Genomic DNA, 21,144 nt, shown 5'->3' on the forward strand with positions numbered 1-21,144 from the left:
CGCAAGAAACTGTGGGTATTCCACATATCAGTCGACCAATTTGTGTATCGTGTGACCGCCCCCTCTCCTCCAGAAGGTCGGACCCACGTGAACACCATCCTCTTCCGCAGGGCGCTCGGAGCCCTGTCCATCGTCGCCGTCGCGGGCGGCTCCATGCTGCCGGTCACGGCACCGGAGACCACCTCGACACCCGCTGCCACCTCGACTCCCACCGCCTCGACCGAGGCGCTCGGGCTCAACACCTCACTGCAGCGCACCGCCACCGGGAGCGTTCCCTTCGATCCGGCGCCCGGCCCAGGACTCGACGTCTCACCCGACGACGCGATACTCCGGTCCCACGACGCCGTGACGTACACGATCGAGGCGCAGTTGCGCGGGGCCGCCCGGGACAACCGGGTGGTCGTCAGACAACGACTGCCCGAAGGGTTGCAGTGGCCCACCGTCGATCAGTTGCCCGGGTACTGCGTCGCGGGATCCACGGTCAGTCCCGACCGGGCCGTCCTCGACTGCGTCCGCTCCGACGTCCTCCCGAACTCGGTGAGTGCGATCGACCTCACCGCGATGCTCACCACCGCGCCACCGAACGGCACGGTCATCAGCGCGCCGCAGGACGGCATCGAGATCATCGCAGTCGATGCCGCCGACGGGTCCGAGATCCGGGCCAGCACGACCGCACCGGATCTGGTGGTGAGCAGCGGCCCGCGCGTCAACGTCGGCGTCCGACGGGGGCCGGTCGTCGACAGCGTGCAGGAGCAGGACGGTGCGCTGGGCTGGTACGTCGCACACGACACGTACCTCTCGATCACGGATTTCGGCACCGATGAGGGACGCGGCGCTCGCGGATCGGGGAACGTCGTGGGCGATGTCACCTTCGTCATCGATCTCAGTGGGTATCCAGCCGGCGCACGACTCGCGACCGTGAACCCCGAGGGGCGACCGGTGCCGCAGCGCTGTCTCACCGGGGCCTTCGACTCCGCGGTCTTCCCGAAGGCGACGGGCGGAGGCGACGACGCGGTCTCGGATTCCGGGACCTGGACCTGTGAGTCGGCAGCCGACGGTCGCTCCGTCCTCGTCACGGTCAGTGGGGCCGACCTGAGCGGCGACCACATCCCGTCGCGGTCGGCCTCCGGCGCCACGATCACCGCGCAGGGCTACCTCGCCGTTGCACGATTCGGCGTGTTCGTGCCTGAAGCGGACGTCCCGGCGAACGGCGCCCTGCCGGTGCGGCTGGACCTCGCCGATCTCCACGTGACCGGTGTCGCCGCCGACGGGACGCCCCTACCGAACGCTCCGGAGCCGCTGGCGGACAACGGCGCCACGGCGACGATCGCGCAGCGTACCGGCGGCGGAGACCACGCGAGCCGGTACTCGGACCGCCGGACCGACAACCGCAGGGTGCCCGGACAGAGCACGGCCGGCTCCGGCGACGGGCCTGTCGCCGGCGGCCAGCGGTTCGAGCAGACCGTCGCCTGGAACAACACCACGACGAGCCCCCTGACCGGCGCCGTGCTCTGCGCGGTGTTCGACCCGGCCACCCAGCAGGTCGGCGAGCGTCCCGGCGGAGGCGACCCGGCGGAGTTCCGCTCCACCGCCGGCGCCGTGATCGTCGACTACGGAACGACGCCCAGCGTCGACGCCGCGGCCGACGCCGAGACCCGGCAGTCGCAGATGGATGCGACCACCTGCGACGACGCCGACGACACCTGGATCTCCGACCCGTCACTCGTCGACACCGATGACATCACGAAGGTCCGGCTCCGTCCCGTCGACGGCGAGCTCCCTCCCCGCACGAGCGTGACCCTGTGGGTGCAACTGCAGGCCAGATCGGGCCTCGACGTCGGCACCATGATCACCGAGACCTACAGCATCAAGTCCTCCGGCAACGGCCCGGACCGGGAGTCGGCGACCGCTTGGGTCGAGGACGGGTGGTGGCACGGCCGCTACCGGGCGTCCGAGGGCAACGCTCAGTACCCCCGCGGTGACCAGCTGGTCGCCGCGAACGCGGCGGTCACGCTCAACAAGCGGGCCACCTCACCGGAGGTCGCGCCTGGCGCTCCGGCGCCGATCGCGGCAGGCTCACCGATCACCTTCGAGGTGCGTCCGCAGATCATCACCCCCGACGGGGTGGCTGATCGAGCCGACGCCGTGACGGTCACGGACTCGCTGCCGGCCGGGTTCCTCTTCGACGAGGGCTCGGCGACCCCGGCGGTCACGACCGCGGTCCCACAGGCGGACGGCAGCACGCTCCTCACCTGGGACCTCGGGCGGATCCGCCAAGGAGTCGAGCCGGTGATCGCCTACACCGCGGTCTCGGACCGGTTCTCAGTGGGACAGTTCCTCAATCGCGCGATCGTCGCGAGCCCGGACGACCCGGGTTCTCTGGCGGATTTCCCGGCGGAGCAGGGACAGCTCGACTCCCACTACTCCTGGCAGTCGATGGTGGTCACCACTCCATCCGGGCTGCAGATCGACAAGCACGTCGCCCGGTCCATCGTCGAGTTCGGCGATGCGATCGACGTCGACGTCGTCTTCGGGAACATGAGCGCCGGGGCCGTGCAGCGCGAGGTCCGGATGATCGACGTCCTCCCGTATCCGGGCGACGACCGGGGCTCGACCGGGCAGGGCGTCCTGGCGGGTCCGGCCTCGTCGGACGGAGCAGACCTCCGCTACACGGCGGCGCCCGGTGATGCGGTCGCGAGTCACGTCGATCCCGTCGTCGACGACGGCTTCGGCACGCTGCCGGACGGAGCGCGGTGGTGTGCGGCGAACGAGTTCGGCATGCCCGGCTGCCCGGCGTCCGTTGTGGAGGTGACCGCGATCGAGGCCACCGTCGCCGAGCTCGCGCCGTTCGCGCCAGTGGTCGTCGACTACGAGCTGACGACCGCCGGTGCCGCGGTCGACGCCCGGTTCGTGAACGACGCCGTCGTACACTCCGCGACGCAATCACTCGGAGCACAATCGCCCCGGGTCGCGGCCCAGCTGGTGAGCTCGGCCCTCGGCGAACGCGTCTGGTGGGATCTCGACGCGAACGGGCTCGACGACGACGGGCTCGACGGGACGCCGGGGCCTGGTGTCGCCGATGTCGAGCTCGAACTGACCGGCACCGACAAGCGCGGTGAGCCGGTCACCCGGTCCGTCACGACCGACGCCGACGGACGGTACCGGTTCGACTCGCTCCTCTCCGGTGCCTACCGGATCGACGTGCGACTCCCGGATGATCTGGTGGCCGACGCCACGTCCCCTCGCGTCGGCGACGACGACCTCCGGAACTCCGCGATCGACCCGGCGGCGTGGGTGATGCCGGACATCGTGATCGCGGACCCGTCGCCGAGCGGAACCGACGGCGAGGACCTCCGGTGGAACGGCGGTCTCATCGCGACCGATCCCGGGACCGTCCCGGATCCCGAGGGGCCGGGCGTGACGCCTGGTGCGCCGGAGGGCACGACCGGCCGGGACACCGCGAGTCCGCTCGCCGTCACCGGCGCCGGGCTCACGACCGGAGCCTTGCTCGCGGGCGGGCTGCTCGTCGTCGCCGGCCTACTCGTCCTGGCGCTGCGGCGGACGCGACGGCTCGTCGCATCGGAGCAGCCGACGGACAGCCCGGCCTCGACCGAGTGACGAGGCCGTGAGTCGGGCCGCGGGATCGATGTCCCGTGGCCCGACCCCGGCTCCGAATGTCCGCAGAATCGACCCCGGATCGAGGGGTGGGCGCTCCCTATACTGGGGTCAAGTCAGGCCCACGACGGCGTCGCCTGCTCCCGGTCGACCCTTCGCCTGACGCGATCGAAGGAGGCATCAGTGCACCACACCGATATTCCGACCCGCTCCGACATCGTCGAGCTCGCCACCGCTCGCGAGCCTGGCAGCGTGTCGATCATCCTCGCGACGAGCACCAACCCCTCGGATACGAGCCATATCCGCCTGGACCTCAAGAACCAGGTGAAGGTGGCGGTCGAGCAGCTGACGGCTGCGGGAGCAGACCGGGCGGCGATCGCTGCGTTCACGGGAACGGTCGACGACCTCCTGGAGGATCCGGACTTCCTCCGCTATCTGTCGTCGAGCCTCGCGCTCTACGTCAGCCCGTCCCTGACGCGCTACTTCAGGGTCCCGAACATCCTGCAGTCGTGCGCGGAGGTGTCGGACCGCTTCTACATCAAGCCGTTGATGCGCGCGCTCACCTTCCCGCAGTCGGCCTACGTGCTGGCGCTCGCGCAGAGCGGGGTGCGACTCGTCGCCGTGTCGCGTGACCTCCCTGCCACCAGCATCGAGCTCGAGGGGGTGCCAGCCGATGTGGCCGAGGCTGCCGGCGTCGACTCCATCCGCGGTCGAGGTTCCGACGGACGCAGCCCCCAGGGACGCATCCAGGGCTCCGAGGGACAGAAGGTCCGGATGCAGGAGTATGCGCAGGCGATCAACAAGGCGTTGTCACCGGTGCTCGCCGGCTCGAAGGAGCCGCTCATCATCGCGGGTGCCGAACCGATGACGGGGATCTTCCGGTCCGTCTCGAGTTACAAGCACCTCGTGAAGCCGGAGATCGAGGGCAACCAGCAGGAGCGCTCGGACGAGCAGCTCGCCGCAGCGGCCCGCCCGATCCTCGACGAGCTGTACGCCGCCGAACTGCACGCGTTGTGCGAGGAGTTCGGCACGCGAGCGTCGAACGGTCGTGCCGTGACCGACCTCGGCGATGTGGCACGCGCCGCGACGGCGAACGCGGTCGACACCCTCTTCGTCGACATCGACAGCAACCTGCCGGGCACGGTCGACGAGACCACCGGTGTCGTCACCCTCGCCGACGACGCCGACGCGACGAACTACGGTGTGATCGACGAGATCCTCCGCCGGGCGCTGCTCTCCGATGCCCGGATCCTCGCCGTCCGCGCCGACGACGTCCCCGGTGGGGGCGCCCTCGCGGCGACCGTCCGGTTCCCGGTCTGACCGAGCCGCGATCAGCCGACACCCGCAGCGCACGTGCCCGGTGCACGTGCGCTGCGGCGTTCCCGGTGGCCGCGCATCACGCCCACGGCGAACAGGGGCGAAGAGAGCTGCGGCGGTCGTTACGCTCCTACTAACGGCATCACCACCCTGCCCGGTGCCGGAGGAGAGTGATCATGTTCGAGAGATTCACCGACCGTGCGCGTCGTGTCGTCGTCCTGGCCCAGGAAGAGGCCAAGATGCTCAACCACAACTACATCGGGACCGAGCACATCCTGCTCGGCCTCATCCACGAGGGAGAAGGAGTCGCCGCCAAGGCACTCGAGTCCCTCGGGATCTCCCTCGATGCCGTGCGTGAGCAGGTCACCGACATCATCGGCACCGGCCAGCAGCAGCCGACGGGACACATCCCGTTCACGCCGCGCGCCAAGAAGGTGCTGGAGCTGAGCCTGCGCGAAGCGCTGCAGCTCGGCCACAACTACATCGGCACGGAGCACATCCTGCTCGGCCTCATCCGCGAGGGCGAGGGCGTCGCAGCCCAGGTCCTCGTGAAGCTGGGTGCCGACCTCAACCGTGTGCGCCAGCAGGTCATCCAGCTGCTGTCCGGCTACCAGGGCAAGGAAGCAGCCCCGGTCGGCGGCAACCAGAGTGAGCAGCAGGCGCAGGGCGGGTCGCAGATCCTCGACCAGTTCGGCCGCAACCTCACGCAGGCCGCGCGTGACAACAAGCTCGACCCGGTCATCGGTCGCGACAAGGAGATGGAACGGGTCATGCAGATCCTCTCCCGTCGCTCGAAGAACAACCCGGTCCTCATCGGTGAGCCCGGCGTCGGCAAGACCGCCGTCGTCGAGGGTCTCGCCCAGGCGATCGTCAAGGGCGATGTCCCGGAGACGCTGAAGGACAAGCAGCTGTACTCGCTCGACCTCGGCTCGCTCATCGCCGGCAGCCGCTACCGCGGTGACTTCGAGGAGCGCCTGAAGAAGGTCACCAAGGAGATCCGCACCCGCGGCGACATCATCGTCTTCATCGACGAGATCCACACCCTCGTGGGTGCCGGTGCCGCCGAAGGCGCGATCGACGCGGCCTCCATCCTCAAGCCGCTGCTCGCCCGCGGTGAGCTCCAGACCATCGGTGCCACCACGCTCGACGAGTACCGCAAGCACTTCGAGAAGGACGCAGCACTCGAGCGCCGCTTCCAGCCGATCCAGGTCATGGAGCCGTCGCTGCCGCACACGATCAACATCCTCAAGGGGCTGCGCGACCGGTACGAGGCGCACCACAAGGTGTCCATCACCGACGGCGCGCTCGTCTCGGCGGCGAACCTCGCCGACCGGTACATCTCCGACCGCTTCCTGCCCGACAAGGCCATCGACCTGATCGACGAGGCCGGTGCGCGCCTGCGTCTGTCGATCCTCTCGAGCCCGCCCGAGCTGCGCGAGTTCGACGACAAGATCGCCGGCGTCCGCGAGGCCAAGGAGACGGCCATCGAGGAGCAGGACTTCGAGAAGGCGGCGTCGCTCCGCGACGAGGAGAAGAACCTCCTCGGCGAGCGTCTGCGCCTTGAGAAGCAGTGGCGCTCGGGCGACGTCAAGACGACCGCCGAGGTCGACGAGGGTCTGATCGCCGAGGTCCTCGCCCAGGCGACCGGCATCCCCGTCTTCAAGCTCACCGAAGAGGAGTCCTCGCGACTCGTCTTCATGGAGAAGGCGCTGCACCAGCGGGTCATCGGTCAGGAGGAGGCCATCTCGGCGCTCTCCAAGACCATCCGCCGCACGCGTGCCGGCCTCAAGGACCCGAAGCGTCCCTCGGGCTCGTTCATCTTCGCCGGCCCCACGGGTGTCGGTAAGACCGAGCTCGCGAAGGCGCTCGCCGAGTTCCTGTTCGACGACGAAGGCGCGCTGATCTCCCTCGACATGTCGGAGTACGGCGAGAAGCACACGGTCTCGCGACTGTTCGGTGCTCCTCCCGGGTTCGTCGGCTTCGAAGAGGGTGGCCAGCTCACCGAGAAGGTGCGTCGCAAGCCGTTCAGCGTCGTGCTCTTCGACGAGATCGAGAAGGCCCACCCCGACATCTTCAACTCGCTCCTCCAGATCCTGGAAGAGGGCCGGTTGACGGATGGTCAGGGTCGCGTCGTCGACTTCAAGAACACCGTCATCATCATGACCACCAACCTCGGTGCTCGTGACATCGCCGGTGGTCCGGTCGGCTTCCAGATCGAGGGCAACGCCTCGACCGGGTACGACATCATGCGCGGCAAGGTGAACGAGGAGCTGAAGAAGCACTTCAAGCCCGAGTTCCTGAACCGTGTCGACGACATCATCGTGTTCCCGCAGCTGTCGAAGCCGGAGCTCCTGCAGATCGTGGACCTGTTCACGAAGCGTCTCTCGGAGCGTCTGCTCGACCGCGACATGACGATCGAGCTCACGCTGCCGGCGAAGGAGCGCCTCATCGAGGTCGGCTTCGATCCGACCCTCGGGGCTCGTCCGCTGCGTCGTGCGATGCAGCGCGAGGTCGAGGACCAGCTCAGCGAGCAGATCCTCCACGGCGAGCTCAACGCCGGCGACCACGTGCACGTCGACTTCGTGAACGGCGCGTTCGCCTTCACGACCTCGGCTCGCGGTGAGTCGGTCGGTGCCGGCGTGAACGCGCAGGCGTCGCTCGGTACGGGTTCGGCCACGCCGGATCTCGCGATCACGGGCGAGTAGCCCCGAGTCGCCGAAGGCCCCCACTCCGCGGAGTGGGGGCCTTCGTCGTGTCGGGACGGGTTCGTTCGCCCACCTTCGGGCGATCCGGGTCTCGCGCGCCCAAACCTGGGCGAACGAACGGCGGTGGTCAGCCGAGGCGGTCGAGGTAGCGGAGGATGATGCCCTCGCGGAGCGCCCAGGGGGAGACGTCGAGCTCGCGGACGCGGAAGGCGGCCATCGCCTCGGACAGGACGATGCCGCCGGCGACGATCTGGAACGTGCGGTCGGCGGTGATCCCGGGGAGCGCGGGGCGGGCGTCGGCGGGGATACGCGCGAGCCGGGGGTTCCAGTCGTCGAGCTGGCTGCGACGGAGCAGCGATCGTTCGGTGCCTCCGATGCCGTCGGCCACCGATCCTGCGAGGCGTGCGAGGGAGCGGATGGTCTTGGACGATCCGACGACGTGATGGGCGTCGGGCTCTTCGGCGAACGCGGGCAGTGCTGCGGTCAGCACCTCGCGGGCGTGCAGGCGGAGCGCCTCCTGCTGCGCGACGGTCGGTGGGTCGTCGTGCAGGAAGCCGACGGTGGAGCGGCCGGCGCCGAGCGGCAGGGAGATCGCGACATCGGGGTACTCGTCGCCGCCGGCCGCGATCTCGAGCGAGCCGCCGCCGATGTCGAGGAGGAGCATCTCGCCGGCCGACCAGCCGTACCAGCGGCGGACGGCGAGGAAGGTGAGCTTCGCCTCGTCGTCACCGGAGAGGACCTGCAGGGCGATGCCGGTCCGCTCCTCGACGAGGGCCAGGACCTCCGGCCCGTTCGTCGCCTCACGGATGGCCGAGGTCGCCATCGAGAGCAGTTCGTCGAGGCCGCTCTCCTGGGCGATCGCCGCCGCTGCACCGATCGACTCGAGGATGACCGCGACGCCCTCATCGCTGATCGATCCGTCGGGCGTGAGGTATCGCATCAGTCGCAGCACCGACTTGTGCGACGACTGGGGGATCGGCCGCGCTCCCGGATGGGCATCGACGATGAGCAGGTGGACGGTGTTCGATCCCACGTCGAGGACTCCGAGTCGCATGCGCTCACAGTACTGCCTGCGCCCCCGGGTCGGCCGTGGTCGGTCGCCAGCGCGGTGCGCTGACGTGAGCGCGGGTCCAGCGCGTGAGCGCGGGTCTCCGGAGGGGTGCGCCCACGTCCCTGACCCGCGGTGAGGCCGATTCTGCGCCACTCGCGTCGGCGCACCGCGCTGACGCCCACAACTTCGCGCTCGCGTCGGCGCACCGCGCTGGGGGGGGGGGGGGGGGACCTCGGGAGGGCGCAAGGCCGCGCGACTTCGTCGGCGCACCGCGTAGGATCGCCGCATGACCGCCGCCACCTCGGAATCGTCCGCTCCTCGAACCCTCGTGATCCTCGGTGCCGGGGGCGATCTCACGGCCCGACTCCTGCTACCGGGACTCGCGTCGCTCCTTGCCTCTCCGCGTGGAGAGTCGGTGCGCCTCATCGGGGTCGACCGCTCCGAGTCGAGCGATGAGGCCTGGCGGAAGCGCGTCGGTACCGCCTTCGCGGACGCCCCGTCGAAGCTCGCCGAGACGATCGTCGCCGAGACCACCTACGTGCAGGCCGACGTCTCCGACCCGGCGTCGCTCGAACGCGTCCTCGTGGCCGCCGGACCGAACGTCGCGCTCTACTTCGCCCTGCCGCCCGCCATCACCCTGCTTGCCTGCAAGGCGCTGCGGAAGCTGGAGCTCCCCAAGGGCATCATGCTCGCCCTCGAGAAGCCGTTCGGCACCGACTACGCCACCGCCCGCTCGCTCAACCGCCTGCTCCAGCACCTGGTGCCTGAGGAGCAGGTGTTCCGCGTCGACCACTTCCTCGGCAAGTCGACGGTCCTCAACCTGCTGGGCCTGCGCTTCGCGAACCGCATCTTCGAACCGCTGCTCTCGGCCGACAACGTCGAACGCGTGGACATCGTCTTCGACGAGCAGCTGGCGCTCGAGGGTCGCGCCGGGTACTACGACCGCGCGGGCGCCCTGATCGACATGATCCAGAGTCACCTGCTCCTCGTCCTCGCGTTCGCGGCCATGGAGCCACCGGCGAGCGTCGACGCCGAGGATCTGCGCGGCGGTATGGCCCAGGTGCTGCGGGCGACCCGACCGTGGAAGGCGAACGGCACGGAGAGTCGGCGTGCACGCTACGGCGCCGGGACGATCGGCGACCGCAAGCTGCCCGCCTACGTCGACGAGCAGGGCGTGGACCCGTCGCACCACACCGAGACGCTCGCCGAGATGACCCTCGCGATCGACAACTGGCGTTGGGCCGGTGTCCCGTTCGTGCTGCGGTCCGGGAAAGCTCTGGCGGACACCCGTCAGGAGATCGTCTTCACCTTCAAGCCGGTGCCGCACCTTCCGTCCGGCCTGCACGGCATGAAGACCCCGGCGCGGCTCCGCATCGGCCTGAAGCCCGCGTCCCTCGACCTCGATCTGATGATCAACGGCGAGGACGACCCCTTCGAGCTGGACCCGGTCGCCCTCCACGCCGAACTCCAGGCCGGGCAGCTCAGTGCCTATGGCGAAGTCCTGTCGAGCATCCTCGAGGGTGACCCGACCCTGTCGGTGCGCGGTGACGTCGCCGAGCAGTGCTGGCGGATCGTCGCACCGGTCCTCAAGGCGTGGCGCAAGGACGAGGTGTCGATCGACACCTACCCGGCCGGCACCGCGGGCCCGAGGTCCTGGCACTGATCCGTCCCCGGCGCCGCGGCTTCGGTGTCCGGCGCCAGCGCGGTGCGCTGACGTGAGCGCGCCCCACCGGACCGAGCGCGCCCCTCTGGAGGCCCGCACTCACACGGGTGGGTCGCGCTGGCGCCGCTTGGGCAGCGCTCGCGCGAGCGCACCGCGCTGACGCCTGACAGCCCGCGCTCGGTCGGGAGCACCGCGCTGGCGTCAGTAGACTTCTCGGAGGTTCTGACAGGAGGAGGCGGGATGGTCGAGCAGGCTCAGCAGGGGTACATCGTCCGTCGCGCCCGCACGAGCGACGTCCGCCGCATCCAGGCGCTCGTCGAGCCCCTGGTGCAGCAGCGCATCCTCCTCGGCAAGGACGACGTCGTGTTCTACGAAGCGGTCCAGGAGTTCCGCGTCGCCGAGACACCCGACGGCGAACTCATCGGATGCGGCGCGCTACACGTCATCTGGGAGGACCTCGGTGAGGTCCGCACGCTCGCCGTCTCCGCAGACCACCTCGGCACCGGGGTCGGCCACGCGCTCGTCGAGCGCCTCGAGCACGACGCGATCGAGCTCGGCCTGCGTCGCCTGTTCTGCCTGACCTTCGAAACCGGCTTCTTCACGAGGCACGGCTATCAGGAGATCGGCGAGGAGATCGTCCCGCCTGAGGTCTACGCACAGCTCGTGCGCTCGTCGGACGAAGGTGTCGCGGAGTTCCTCGACCTCGCACGGGTCAAGCCGAATACGCTCGGTAACACCCGCATGCTCAAGCTGCTCTGAACCACAGCTTGAAGGTTGGCGCTCGTCGGAGCGACCGATGAGACCGTTCACAACACTTTTCTGATCAGGCCTTTCCTTCGATTTCAGCGCGAATCCCGTGCTCGGATGAGCACGCCCGGATTTACGTGCCGTTCACATTCGCGGTGGTCTTCCGTCACGCATGTCGGTTAGCTTGTGAGGCACTACCCATCGTCTGTGCCTCGAATGGGGGGTGCGTTGTCGCGCGCTCCGAACGAGGACGGCCCTCGATTCGGAGCCACATGTCGTTCAAACACCCGTGGAGGCTGTCCGCCTTCGCCGCCCTTGCCGGGCTCGTCGCCGCACCCCTCGTGGCGACACCAGCCGTCGCCTCGACCGACGGCCTCGGCGTCGTCATCAACGAGGCCTACCTCTCGGGCGGGAGCGCCAACGCGCCCTACCTGAACAAGTTCGTCGAGCTCTACAACCCGAGCGATGCGGCCGTCGATGTCAGCGGCTGGTCGATCCAGTACCGCAACGCGACTGGGACGGGCCCGGCGTCTGGTGTGACCCCACTGACCGGCTCGATTGCCGCAGGCGGGTACTACCTCGTCGGCGCTGCCGGAAACCCCGGCGGAAACGGTGCGGCTCTGCCCACCCCCGATGTGTCGGGCACGCTCAACCCCTCGGGGTCGACCGGCACCATCGCACTGGTCGCCTCCACCTCGGCGGTCACGCTGCCGGTCGGCTCGACCGCCGCTGACCCCTCGGTGGTGGACCTGATCGGCTACGGCACGTCGAACACCTTCGAGACAGCTGTGACCCCGGGGCCCGCGAGCAACAGCGTTCCGCAGTCGATCAACCGGACGAATTTCGCCGACACCGACAGCAACGCGGCCGACTTCACGATCAGCGACACGGTCACGCCGCAGAACAGCGCCGGCGACACCCCGGTCGACCCCGAGCCCACGCCGGAGCCGACTCCCGAACCCACCGACCCGACCACCCCGGTCGAGCCCGGTACGGCGACGATCGCCGACATCCAGGGCACCGGCGCCGCGAGCACGATGGTCGGCCAGACAGTCACCACCTCGGGCTTCGTCACCGCGAGCTTCCCGACCGGCGGCTTCAACGGCTACTACCTGCAGACCGCGGGCACCGGCGGGACGATCGACCCCGCAACGCACCTCGCGTCCGACGGGATCTTCGTCTACTCGCCGGCCACCGTCGGCTCCGTCGCCGTCGGCCAGTACCTGCAGGTCACCGGCGTCGTGGACGAGTACTACGGCCTGACGCAGCTGAAGGTCACGGACGCGGCCGCCGTCACGGCGCTCGACGCCACCGGCGTCACCGCACCGACCGCCGCGAGTGTCGCCTTCCCGGCGACCGACGAGGAGCGCGAACGCCTCGAGGGCATGCTGCTCGACCCCGCCGGCGACTACACGGTCACCGACAACTACAGCACGAACCGCTACGGCGAGATCGCCCTTGCTGCATCGACGACGCCGTTCGTCACGCCGACGGTCCTCGGCAAGCCCGGTTCCGCTGAGGCGCTCGCAGCTGCGGCCCGGGTCCCGGCGGAGAAGGTCGTCCTCGACGACGGTGCGACCGTCGACTTCTCGAAGGCGGAGAACACCGGCACCCCGCTGCCGTACCTCTCGACCACCGCGCCAGTCCGGGTCGGTGCCGCCGTCGACTTCACCGCTCCGGTCGTCTTCGACTTCCGCAACAGCAACTGGAAGTTCCAGCCCACGCAGCAGCTGACCGGTGCCAACACAGCGACCGTGCAGCCGGCGACGTTCGAGAACACGCGCTCCACCTCGCCTCGCGGTGTCGGTGGCGACGTGTCCCTCGCGACGTTCAACGTCCTCAACTACTTCGCCACCACCGGCGACTCCCGCATCGGGTGCACCTTCTACACCGACCGTCAGGGCGGCAAGACCACGGTGAACAACTCCGACGCCGCCGGTTGCGGTGTCCGAGGTGCTGCGACGGCCGAGAGCCTCGCCCGTCAGCAGGCGAAGATCGTCTCCGCGATCAACGCCCTGGACGCCGACGTCGTCTCGCTCGAGGAGATCCAGAACTCCGCCTCGATCGGGCTCGATCGCGACGACGCCCTCACGACGCTGACGGCGGCGCTCAACGCCGATGCCGGCGAGGGCACCTGGACGTTCGTCCCATCGCCCGCGAAGGTTCCCACGGACGAGGACGTCATCCGCACGGCCTTCATCTACAAGTCCGCCACCGTCGAGACCGTCGGCGAATCGCGCATCCTGCTCGACTCGCCCGCCTTCGACAACGCCCGCGAGCCCGATGCCCAGGCGTTCAAGCCCAAGGGTGCGGACGACGCCGCGACGTTCCTCGTGATCGCGAACCACTTCAAGTCGAAGAGCACCTCGGCGGCAGCCACCGGTGACAACGCCAACACCGGTCAGGGCGCCTTCACCGGCGACCGCACGCGTCAGGCCAAGGCCCTCGTGACCTTCGCGGACACGGTCTCGAAGGACGTCGGCACGAAGAAGGTCTTCCTCGTCGGTGACTTCAACTCCTACGACGCCGAGGACCCGCTGGACGTGCTCCGTGATGCCGGCTACATCAGCCAGGAGGCCAAGACCGGCGAGTACACCTACGCGTACGACGGAGCGGTCGGGTCCCTCGACCACATCTTCGCGTCGCCGGAAGCCGACCAGAGCGTCACCGGTGCCGACGTGTGGAACATCAACTCCGTTGAGTCGATCGCCCTCGAATACTCCCGCTACAACGCGAACGTGACCGACTTCAACGTGCCGGACATGTTCCGCTCGAGCGACCACGACCCCGTGATCGTCGGCATCAGTGCCGACGCGAGCGAGTCCGCGACCGTCAACCTGCTCAATATCAACGATTTCCACGGTCGGATCGACGCCAACACGACGAAGTTCGCGGGCACGATCGAGCAGCTCAAGGCGATGTTCGCGCCCGACCAGACGGCGTTCATCTCCGCTGGTGACAACATCGGTGCCTCGCTCTTCGCCTCGTCGTCGCAGCAGGACCAGCCGACGATCGACGTGCTCAACGCGCTCGGCCTCAAGGCCTCCGCGGTGGGCAACCACGAGTTCGACCAGGGCTACGGCGACCTCGTCGACCGCGTCATGGCCAACGGGAAGAACGCCGCCTGGCCGTACCTCGGGGCCAACGTCTATCAGAAGGGCACGAAGAACCCGGCGCTCAAGGAGTACACGATCCTCGACATCGACGGGGTGAAGGTCGCCGTCGTCGGCGCCATCACGCAAGAGACGCCGACGCTCGTGTCGCCCGCCGGCATCGCCGACCTCGACTTCGGGGACCCGGTCGAGGCCGTGAACCGCGTCGCGGCGCAGCTCTCCGACGGCGACGAGTCCAACGGTGAGGCGGACGTCATCGTCGCGGAGTACCACGAGGGTGCCGGAGCCGGCACGCCGGACGGCGCGACCCTCGAGCAGGAGCTCGCCCAGGAGAGCGCCTTCACCGAGATCGTCACCACGACGAGCGCGGATGTCGACGCCATCTTCACCGGCCACACGCACAAGCAGTACGCGTGGGACGCTCCGATCCCCGGCGTGACCGGCAAGACCCGCCCGGTGCTCCAGACCGGCAGCTACGGCGAGTTCATCGGTCAGATCACGCTGACCGTCGACCGCGCGTCGGGTGACGTCACCGCCTACACCGCGAAGAACGTCGCACGCACCACGGTGGCCGAGGCCGACCTGGTCAAGCAGTTCCCGGCGGTCGCGACGGTCAAGACGATCACCGACAAGGCCCTCGCGGTCGCTGCGGAGATCGGCAACCAGAAGATCGGTGAGGCGAAGGCGGACATCACCCGTGCGTTCAACAACGGGGTGAAGGACGACCGCGGCGCCGAATCGACGCTCGGTGCGCTCGTCGCCGACTCGCTCCGCGCCTCGCTCTCGAGTGCCGACCGGGGCGGAGCCGACATCGGCATCGTCAACCCGGGTGGCATGCGTGAGGAGATCCTCGCGGGCGACATCACGTACGCCGAGGCGAACGCGGTGCTGCCGTTCCTCAACAACCTGTGGACGACCTCGCTCACGGGTGCACAGTTCAAGACCGTGCTCGAGCAGCAGTGGCAGCTCGACGCGGCCGGGAACGTCCCGTCCCGTCCGTACCTGCAGCTCGGCCTGTCGTCGAACGTGCAGTACACGTTCGACCCCACGAAGGCCCAGGGGCAGCGCATCACGAGCATCACGGTGAACGGCGCGCCGATCGATCCGAGCAAGAGCTACCGGATCGGCTCCTTCAGCTTCCTGCTGCAGGGTGGCGACAACTTCCGTGAGTTCGCGAACGGCACGGACACGCGCGACTCCGGTCTCGTCGACCGCGACGCGTGGATCGCCTACCTGACGGCGAACAGCCCGGTGTCCCCGGACTTCGCCCGCCAGAGCGTGCAGGTCACGAACGCGCCGACCGCAGCGGTCGCCGCCGGGAGGACGGTCTCGTTCGACGTCGCGAAGCTCGACCTTACCTCGACCGGCAGCCCGGTGAACACCTCGCTGGCAATCGAGCTCAACGGCTCGCCGATCGGAACGGTCCCGGTCACCGCGGGGGCTGCGACGGTGTCCTTCACTGTCCCGGCAGGTACCGCTGACGGCGCGGCGACGGTGCGCCTCACGGCACTCGAGTCGGGGACGACGCTGACGGTGCCACTCACGGTCGCGACGCCGCCGGTGGTCACGCCGCCGACGCCCGCACCGGAGTCCGCGCTCATCCAGGCGCTCAAGGACCTCATCAAGGCGATCACCGACTTCATCATCGGCAAGCTCGCCACGATCCACGTCGGCAAGGAGTACGCCGGCACCTGGGTCAGCGTCTGGCTGCACTCCGACCCGATCCTCGTCAGTGACGGCCTCGTGCAGGTCGACGCGGACGGCAACGTGCAGGTCACGGTTCCTGAGGACGCGCCGGTCGGTGCCCACCGCCTCGTCGTCCAGGACGCCGACGGCAACGTCATCGGCTGGCAGGACATCGTCGTGCAAGCCGCAGCGGTCGACCCCGGCACCGACCCGGGCACCCAGCCCGGTGCGGGCGGTGGGACCGGTTCGGGTACGGCCGGCGGCAGCCAGGACGGCAGCCTGAGTAAGACCGGTGCCGAGCCGTGGGGGAACGCGGCGCTCGCCGCACTGCTCCTCGTCGCTGGTCTCGCTCTCGTGATCGCCCGTCGTCGCTCGGCGCAGCAGCTCTAGGCGCTCGCACCACCCAGCACCATCCCGATGCCCGGTCATCGGTCGGACCACGGTCCGCACCGACGGCGGGGCATCGGGCGTTTCCGCGCCTCTGCACTTAATCTGTGAGCATGTCGAGCCTCACGAATCCCCGCGGACCGGAGCGGCCCGCCGTCTACTGGCGACGCAGGTTGATCGTGTTCGGCGTCCTGCTCGCCGTCATCGTCCTGGTCATCGTGCTCATCGTCCGTCTCGCGTCGGGTCCGGGCACCGAGAACACGGCCGCGACGCCGACCCCGACGCCCACCGCGACCCCCGCGCCGACGGCCGCGCCGGAAGCGTCGACGACCGCAGCGATCGATGAGGCCGCGACCACCGACCCCGGTTCGGCGGCCGCGTGCACCGCCGATCAGATCCGTGTCGAGGCCGTCGTGAACGGGACGAGCTTCGCGGCGGACGAACTCCCGCAGCTCTCGCTGAGCGTGACGAACACCGGGTCGGCCGCGTGCACGATGAACGCCGGTACGAGTCAGCAGGTGTTCACGGTTTCGAGCGGTGAGGAGCCGTACTGGACGTCGACCGACTGCCAGACGGCACCGAGTGACCAGCAGGTGCTCCTCGAGCCGGGGAAGACGGTCTCGTCGAACCCGCCGATCACCTGGGACCGCACGCGGTCGGCGCCCGACACCTGCGACCAGCCGCGCGATCCGGTGCCCGCCGGTGGCGCCTCGTACCACCTGAACACGTCGATCGGCGGCTTCGCCTCCGCCGACAGCGCGCAGTTCCTGCTCAACTGACGGAACCTGCTCGCTGAGCTGCCCCGGTCACTGAGCCGCCCCCCCGGTCACTGGGTCGTCCCGCCCTCGGTCGCTGAGCCGCCCCCAGGTCACTGAGCCGCCCCCGGTCACTGAGCCTGTCGAAGTGCTCGACCCGCGGCCCCGGACCGGCCTGCGACAATGGACGCATGGCGAAGCAGAAGCGACCCGAATTCCGTTCCGAGCCTTTGGCCGCGGCCCTCGCCGCCGGCGACATGGTGGCCGTGGCCCTCGCCCTGCGGAACGGTCGGTTCGTCGTCCCGCTCATGAAGCCGGGTAACCCCGACAAGCCGACCGAGACCGGCGAGGTCTGGATGTTCCGTCAGCCCGAGACTGCGAGGCTCGCGCTGCTCCTCTTCTCCGATGCGAAGAACAAGCCGGCCGCCCTGCCGCCCTACGTCGGCCTGCACGACGGTGCCTGGCTCGCCAGCTTCCTCCGCACCTACGGCGACGACATCGAGACGGTGCTCTTCGACGTGGCCGGCCCGCACTCGCTGCAGGCGTCGCCGGAGGAGCTGCTGCGGGTGCTCGAGCTCGAGGCGCCGGCGGCCGAGTAGTTCCCAGGCATCTCGCTCAGAACGCCGCGTCGAGCTCGCGTTCGCGTCGGGCGGGCTGTGCCGCTTCGGCTGCGGTCTTCGCGATGCCCAGCACCGACTTGAGGTCGTTGCTGACGTCGGAGTTGAGCAGCAGCTTGTAACCGAGTCGGTTGCCCTCGGAGCCACGCTGCTTCGCGACGCTCACCGGGCGCACTTCGCCGCTGAGACTGATCTCGCCGTAGGCCGCGAGGTCGCGGGGGAGGGCGAGGTCGCGGATGACGGAGACGAGCGCGAGGGCGATCGCGAGGTCGGCTGCCGGTTCGGTGATCTTCACGCCGCCGACGGTCGAGATGTAGACGTCATGGTCGGTGAGGTCGTAGGAGTAGCGGCCGTGCAGCACCGCGAGGATCATCGCGACGCGTGACGGGTCGACGCCGTTGGTGACCCGGCGGGGGTTCGGCGCCTGCGTCTTGTTGATGAGCGCCTGGACTTCGACGGGGAGCGCGCGGCGGCCCTCCATGACGATGGTGACGCAGGTGCCGGCCACGGGCTCGTTCTGGCTGAGGAAGAGCGCGCTCGGGTCGGGGACCTCGGCGATGCCGTCGCCGGCCATCTCGAAGCAGCCGACCTCGTCGGTGGCGCCGAAGCGGTTTTTCTGCGCGCGGAGGAAGCGGAGCGCGGTGTGGCGGTCGCCTTCGAACTGGCAGACGACGTCGACGAGGTGCTCGAGGAGCCGGGGGCCGGCGATCGAGCCGTCTTTCGTGACGTGGCCGACGAGCAGGATCGGGAGGTCGCGTTCCTTGGCGATGCGGGTGAGCACGGCGGAGACCTCGCGGACCTGGCCGGGTTGTCCGGCGAGGCCGTCGGACTGCGAGGAGGAGACGGTCTGGACGGAGTCGACGATGAGGAGCTTGGGCTGCACCTGGTCGATGTGGCCGAGGATGGTGGCGAGGTCGGTCTCGGAGGCGAGGTAGAGGTCGTCGTGAAGCGCGCCGGTGCGTTCGGCGCGGAGGCGGACCTGGCCGACCGACTCCTCCGCGCTGACGTAGAGGACGCGGGCGCCGGTCTTCGCGGCTCGGGACGCGACCTCGAGCAGCAGGGTCGACTTGCCGACGCCCGGCTCGCCGGAGAGGAGGATCGCGGCGCCGGGGACGATACCGCCGCCGAGCACTCGGTCGAATTCCGCGATGCCGCTCGACCAGCGTGGTGCCTCGTCGGCGCGAGCCTGGGTGATGGGGCGTGCAGCGCGCTCATCGGTGGCGCGGATCGGCGTCAGCTTGCCGAGGACCCCGGTGGGAGCCGAGGCTTCGACGACCGTGCCCCACTGCTGGCATTCGCCGCATCGGCCGGCCCATTTGGCGGTGGTCCAGCCGCATTCGGTGCAGCGGAATGCGGGGGAGGGTGCCTTGGCCATGCGGCCAGCCTAAGCGCGGCCGCCGACACCGCCGGCCCTCCGCGCCGCCTGTGGATGACCGGCACCGCTCAATTCGCGTCGGCGCTCGTCTTCTATTACACTCGACCCCGGTACCGTGTCCGAGCGGCCGAAGGTGCAACTCTCGAAAAGTTGTGTGCTTGAAAGAGCACCGTGGGTTCAAATCCCACCGGTACCGCCACGAAGAAGCCCCCTCCATCCCTGAGCAACACCGGGACGGAGGGGGTTTCTTTCGTTCCCGGACGCGGTCGTCGGCGGGCACGGGCGGCATAGCATCGAAGCGTGCAGACGGGGAAAGACGCGGAGTTCGAGGTCGAGCCTCGCTGGAAGGAAGAGGTCGTCTACTGGGAGGGGGCCGAGGGCTTCGTCTTCGACGCCGGGTGGGGCGTGGATCCGCCCGTGCTCTACATCCCGTTCCCAGAGGAGTGGGACGCCGTCACCGCGCCATGGATGCATGGCCGACGCGATGAGATCGTGGAACGGCTACGTCGACACTCCCGGCACCGGATCGAGGCTGGGCCCTACTCGGGGCCAGGGCGCCGGGCTACCCGCTGACCACGAGCTGAGTGATGGCCGCTCGAACACGAGTGACGTTCCACGCAGTCATCGCGCGCCCGTCGCCGTTGTGGAACGGTGCGCTTTCATTCATTCAGGAGCCTCTCGTCGAATCGATCAGGCATCATCACGGGGCCGGGACGCCTGGATCGCGTCTGCGACCTCGTGCTCGGAGAAGCCGTCTTCGACCAACTGCGCGCGGAGCTCAGCGTCGGCGCGCGCCAGCTTGCCCCGCGGCTGTCGACGGCGCATCCGCACGTACTGGGTGCCCAGCGCGAATACGAGGAAGATCACCAGCCCGGCGAGCAGGAGTCCGAGCGCCAGCAGCAGGCCACCACCCACGTCTTGGATCAGGCCCACGATGCACCCCCGGATGTCACGGTCGTTGCACCCAGGGTAGAGAACAGGCCGAGCAGAAGCGAGCTGCGACGACCGAAGACGGAAGGCGTCAACCGCCGTCCGAACTGAAAAACACCGATTCCCAGCGAAGCCCAGGGACACCTCACCTGAGCTTCAGAACACCGTCGCACAGTGATTCCATGATCAGATCGCGTGCCCTCGTCGTCCCCCTCGTCCGCACCGCCGCCGTCCTCGCCGGCGTCTCGCTCCTTGCTGGGTGCCAGGCCACCTCGGCAGCCGTGCCCGATCCGTCGGCCTCGGTCTCATCGGCGCGGAAGGGAAGCGCCGACGGCGGCTCGACGGGCGACCGCAGCGACTCGAAGACCGAGCAGAAGAACCTCGCCGCCGTGCTCAAGCTCTACACGGACGCCTTCCCCGACCCCGCCTCCTCGAAAGCGGTGGTCACGACCGACAAACTGGTCGCGGCCGACGCCGTCGCGCACGGCTCGGGCCAGAAGAGCGGGCCGAGCGGTGTGCTCGCCGAGTTCACCGCCGACCGGACGCGGGTCCCCGGGGCGCAGGCGGTCGTGAAGCACACCGCGGCCGACGGCGACCTCGTCGCCGTGCACTACCAGGTCGCCTCCGACCCGGCCGACGAACGGACGGGCGAGGCCGCTGTCGACCTGTTCCGGGTGCGGGACGGCGCCGTCGTGGAGCGCTGGGCGTTCGATCAGCCGATCGCGCCCGGGACGCCCGCGAGTGGGAACACCAACACGATGTTCAGCGACCTCTACAACCCGGCGAAGCCCGCGGTCGCGCCGTCGGAGAAGCAGGAGGAGCAGAACCGCACGTTCGCAGTGAGCGCGTACAACACGCTGTTCCGCGACCAGGACGTGTCGATCCTCGACAAGGCCTTCGACCCCGCCTACCTCCAGCACAACCCGGTCGCACCGAACGGAACGGCGGCGCTCAAGTCCTTCTTCTCCGGGTCCTCCACCTTCCCGCCGCAGGAGTCGGTCATCTCGCTGAGCGACGGCGACCTCGTCTGGACCTTCTCCCAGAGCGTCGGCGCGAAGGCTGACGACCCGATTCTGGCGGCGGACATCTTCCGCGTCGACGACAAGCTCATCCGCGAGCACTGGGACGTCGTGCCGACCGCCGGGTGAGTGGATCCACTCGGCCCACGATCGCGCGTGGACGA

At 69.2% G+C, this 21,144-nt stretch carries 13 protein-coding genes and 1 tRNA gene; 11 read left to right on the top strand and 3 right to left on the bottom strand.

Translation table 11 applies throughout. The features are described from left to right. The first annotated feature begins 87 nt into the window (after positions 1–87). The 3 genes from QRN19_RS02180 (at position 88) to QRN19_RS02190 (ending at position 7,637) form a co-directional block, all read left to right on the top strand. Complete coding sequence (locus tag QRN19_RS02180; RefSeq protein ID WP_285024958.1) at positions 88–3,618, top strand: SdrD B-like domain-containing protein; 3,531 nt, start codon at positions 88–90, stop codon at positions 3,616–3,618. 180 nt (positions 3,619–3,798) lie between these two features. After that, positions 3,799–4,935 (top strand): baeRF11 domain-containing protein, encoded by a 1,137-nt coding sequence (locus QRN19_RS02185; protein ID WP_285024959.1) that lies wholly within the window; start codon positions 3,799–3,801, stop codon positions 4,933–4,935. A gap of 173 nt (positions 4,936–5,108) precedes the next feature. After that, entirely contained in the window at positions 5,109–7,637 is a 2,529-nt protein-coding gene (locus QRN19_RS02190) for an ATP-dependent Clp protease ATP-binding subunit (protein ID WP_064294324.1), read from the top strand. Between the two features lie 127 nt (positions 7,638–7,764). Here the strand turns inward: QRN19_RS02190 and QRN19_RS02195 are convergent, their stop codons facing one another. Continuing rightward, positions 7,765–8,691 carry a Ppx/GppA phosphatase family protein gene (locus QRN19_RS02195; RefSeq protein ID WP_285024962.1) on the bottom strand — a complete coding sequence of 309 codons (927 nt, stop codon included), beginning with the start codon at positions 8,689–8,691 and terminating at the stop codon, positions 7,765–7,767. A gap of 283 nt (positions 8,692–8,974) precedes the next feature. On the opposite strand from QRN19_RS02195, the gene QRN19_RS02200 reads away from it, so the two are divergent. The 5 genes from QRN19_RS02200 to QRN19_RS02220 all read left to right on the top strand — a co-directional run bounded on the left by QRN19_RS02200 (position 8,975) and on the right by QRN19_RS02220 (position 17,638). Beyond that, positions 8,975–10,351: a glucose-6-phosphate dehydrogenase gene (locus QRN19_RS02200; RefSeq protein WP_285024964.1), complete on the top strand. Its 1,377-nt coding sequence runs from the start codon at positions 8,975–8,977 to the stop codon at positions 10,349–10,351. 240 nt (positions 10,352–10,591) lie between these two features. Then, on the top strand, positions 10,592–11,110 hold the full coding sequence (locus tag QRN19_RS02205) for an amino-acid N-acetyltransferase (protein WP_071259661.1): 519 nt from the start codon (positions 10,592–10,594) through the stop codon (positions 11,108–11,110). 260 nt (positions 11,111–11,370) lie between these two features. Next, positions 11,371–16,287 (top strand): ExeM/NucH family extracellular endonuclease, encoded by a 4,917-nt coding sequence (locus QRN19_RS02210; RefSeq protein ID WP_285024965.1) that lies wholly within the window; start codon positions 11,371–11,373, stop codon positions 16,285–16,287. Positions 16,288–16,397: 110 nt separating this feature from the next. Next, positions 16,398–17,063 (top strand): hypothetical protein, encoded by a 666-nt coding sequence (locus QRN19_RS02215; RefSeq protein ID WP_285024968.1) that lies wholly within the window; start codon positions 16,398–16,400, stop codon positions 17,061–17,063. A 167-nt stretch (positions 17,064–17,230) separates the two neighbouring features. Further along, positions 17,231–17,638, top strand: a complete 408-nt coding sequence (locus tag QRN19_RS02220) for an SseB family protein (protein WP_086474535.1) — start codon at positions 17,231–17,233, stop codon at positions 17,636–17,638. A 16-nt stretch (positions 17,639–17,654) separates the two neighbouring features. On the opposite strand, the gene radA is transcribed toward QRN19_RS02220, so the two are convergent. Next, a complete protein-coding gene (gene radA / locus QRN19_RS02225; RefSeq protein WP_285024971.1) occupies positions 17,655–19,031 on the bottom strand; it encodes a DNA repair protein RadA in 1,377 nt (458 codons plus the stop codon). A 109-nt stretch (positions 19,032–19,140) separates the two neighbouring features. On the opposite strand from radA, the gene QRN19_RS02230 reads away from it, so the two are divergent. Next, a tRNA-Ser gene (locus QRN19_RS02230) sits at positions 19,141–19,230 on the top strand. Between the two features lie 101 nt (positions 19,231–19,331). Continuing rightward, positions 19,332–19,604 carry a hypothetical protein gene (locus QRN19_RS02235; protein ID WP_285024972.1) on the top strand — a complete coding sequence of 91 codons (273 nt, stop codon included), beginning with the start codon at positions 19,332–19,334 and terminating at the stop codon, positions 19,602–19,604. Between the two features lie 117 nt (positions 19,605–19,721). Here QRN19_RS02235 and QRN19_RS02240 read toward each other — a convergent pair whose 3' ends face one another. After that, positions 19,722–19,964, bottom strand: a complete 243-nt coding sequence (locus QRN19_RS02240; protein WP_285024973.1) for a hypothetical protein — start codon at positions 19,962–19,964, stop codon at positions 19,722–19,724. Positions 19,965–20,143: 179 nt separating this feature from the next. Between QRN19_RS02240 and QRN19_RS02245 the strand changes: the two genes are divergently transcribed. Then, positions 20,144–21,109 (top strand): nuclear transport factor 2 family protein, encoded by a 966-nt coding sequence (locus QRN19_RS02245; protein ID WP_285024975.1) that lies wholly within the window; start codon positions 20,144–20,146, stop codon positions 21,107–21,109. Positions 21,110–21,144: the final 35 nt, after the last annotated feature.

It is taken from the genome of Plantibacter sp. ME-Dv--P-122b (assembly GCF_030209375.1).
In the GTDB taxonomy this organism is placed as follows: Bacteria; Actinomycetota; Actinomycetes; order Actinomycetales; family Microbacteriaceae; genus Plantibacter.

Bases quoted from the DNA above. Each gene is read 5' to 3' on its own strand.
- QRN19_RS02190 (WP_064294324.1), top strand. From the start codon at position 5,109: ATGTTCGAGAGATTCACCGACCGTGCGCGTCGTGTCGTCGTCCTGGCC.
- QRN19_RS02195 (WP_285024962.1), bottom strand. From the start codon at position 8,691: ATGCGACTCGGAGTCCTCGACGTGGGATCGAACACCGTCCACCTGCTC.
- QRN19_RS02200 (WP_285024964.1), top strand. From the start codon at position 8,975: ATGACCGCCGCCACCTCGGAATCGTCCGCTCCTCGAACCCTCGTGATC.
- QRN19_RS02205 (WP_071259661.1), top strand. From the start codon at position 10,592: ATGGTCGAGCAGGCTCAGCAGGGGTACATCGTCCGTCGCGCCCGCACG.
- QRN19_RS02210 (WP_285024965.1), top strand. From the start codon at position 11,371: ATGTCGTTCAAACACCCGTGGAGGCTGTCCGCCTTCGCCGCCCTTGCC.
- QRN19_RS02215 (WP_285024968.1), top strand. From the start codon at position 16,398: ATGTCGAGCCTCACGAATCCCCGCGGACCGGAGCGGCCCGCCGTCTAC.
- QRN19_RS02220 (WP_086474535.1), top strand. From the start codon at position 17,231: ATGGCGAAGCAGAAGCGACCCGAATTCCGTTCCGAGCCTTTGGCCGCG.
- radA (WP_285024971.1), bottom strand. From the start codon at position 19,031: ATGGCCAAGGCACCCTCCCCCGCATTCCGCTGCACCGAATGCGGCTGG.
- QRN19_RS02245 (WP_285024975.1), top strand. From the start codon at position 20,144: ATGATCAGATCGCGTGCCCTCGTCGTCCCCCTCGTCCGCACCGCCGCC.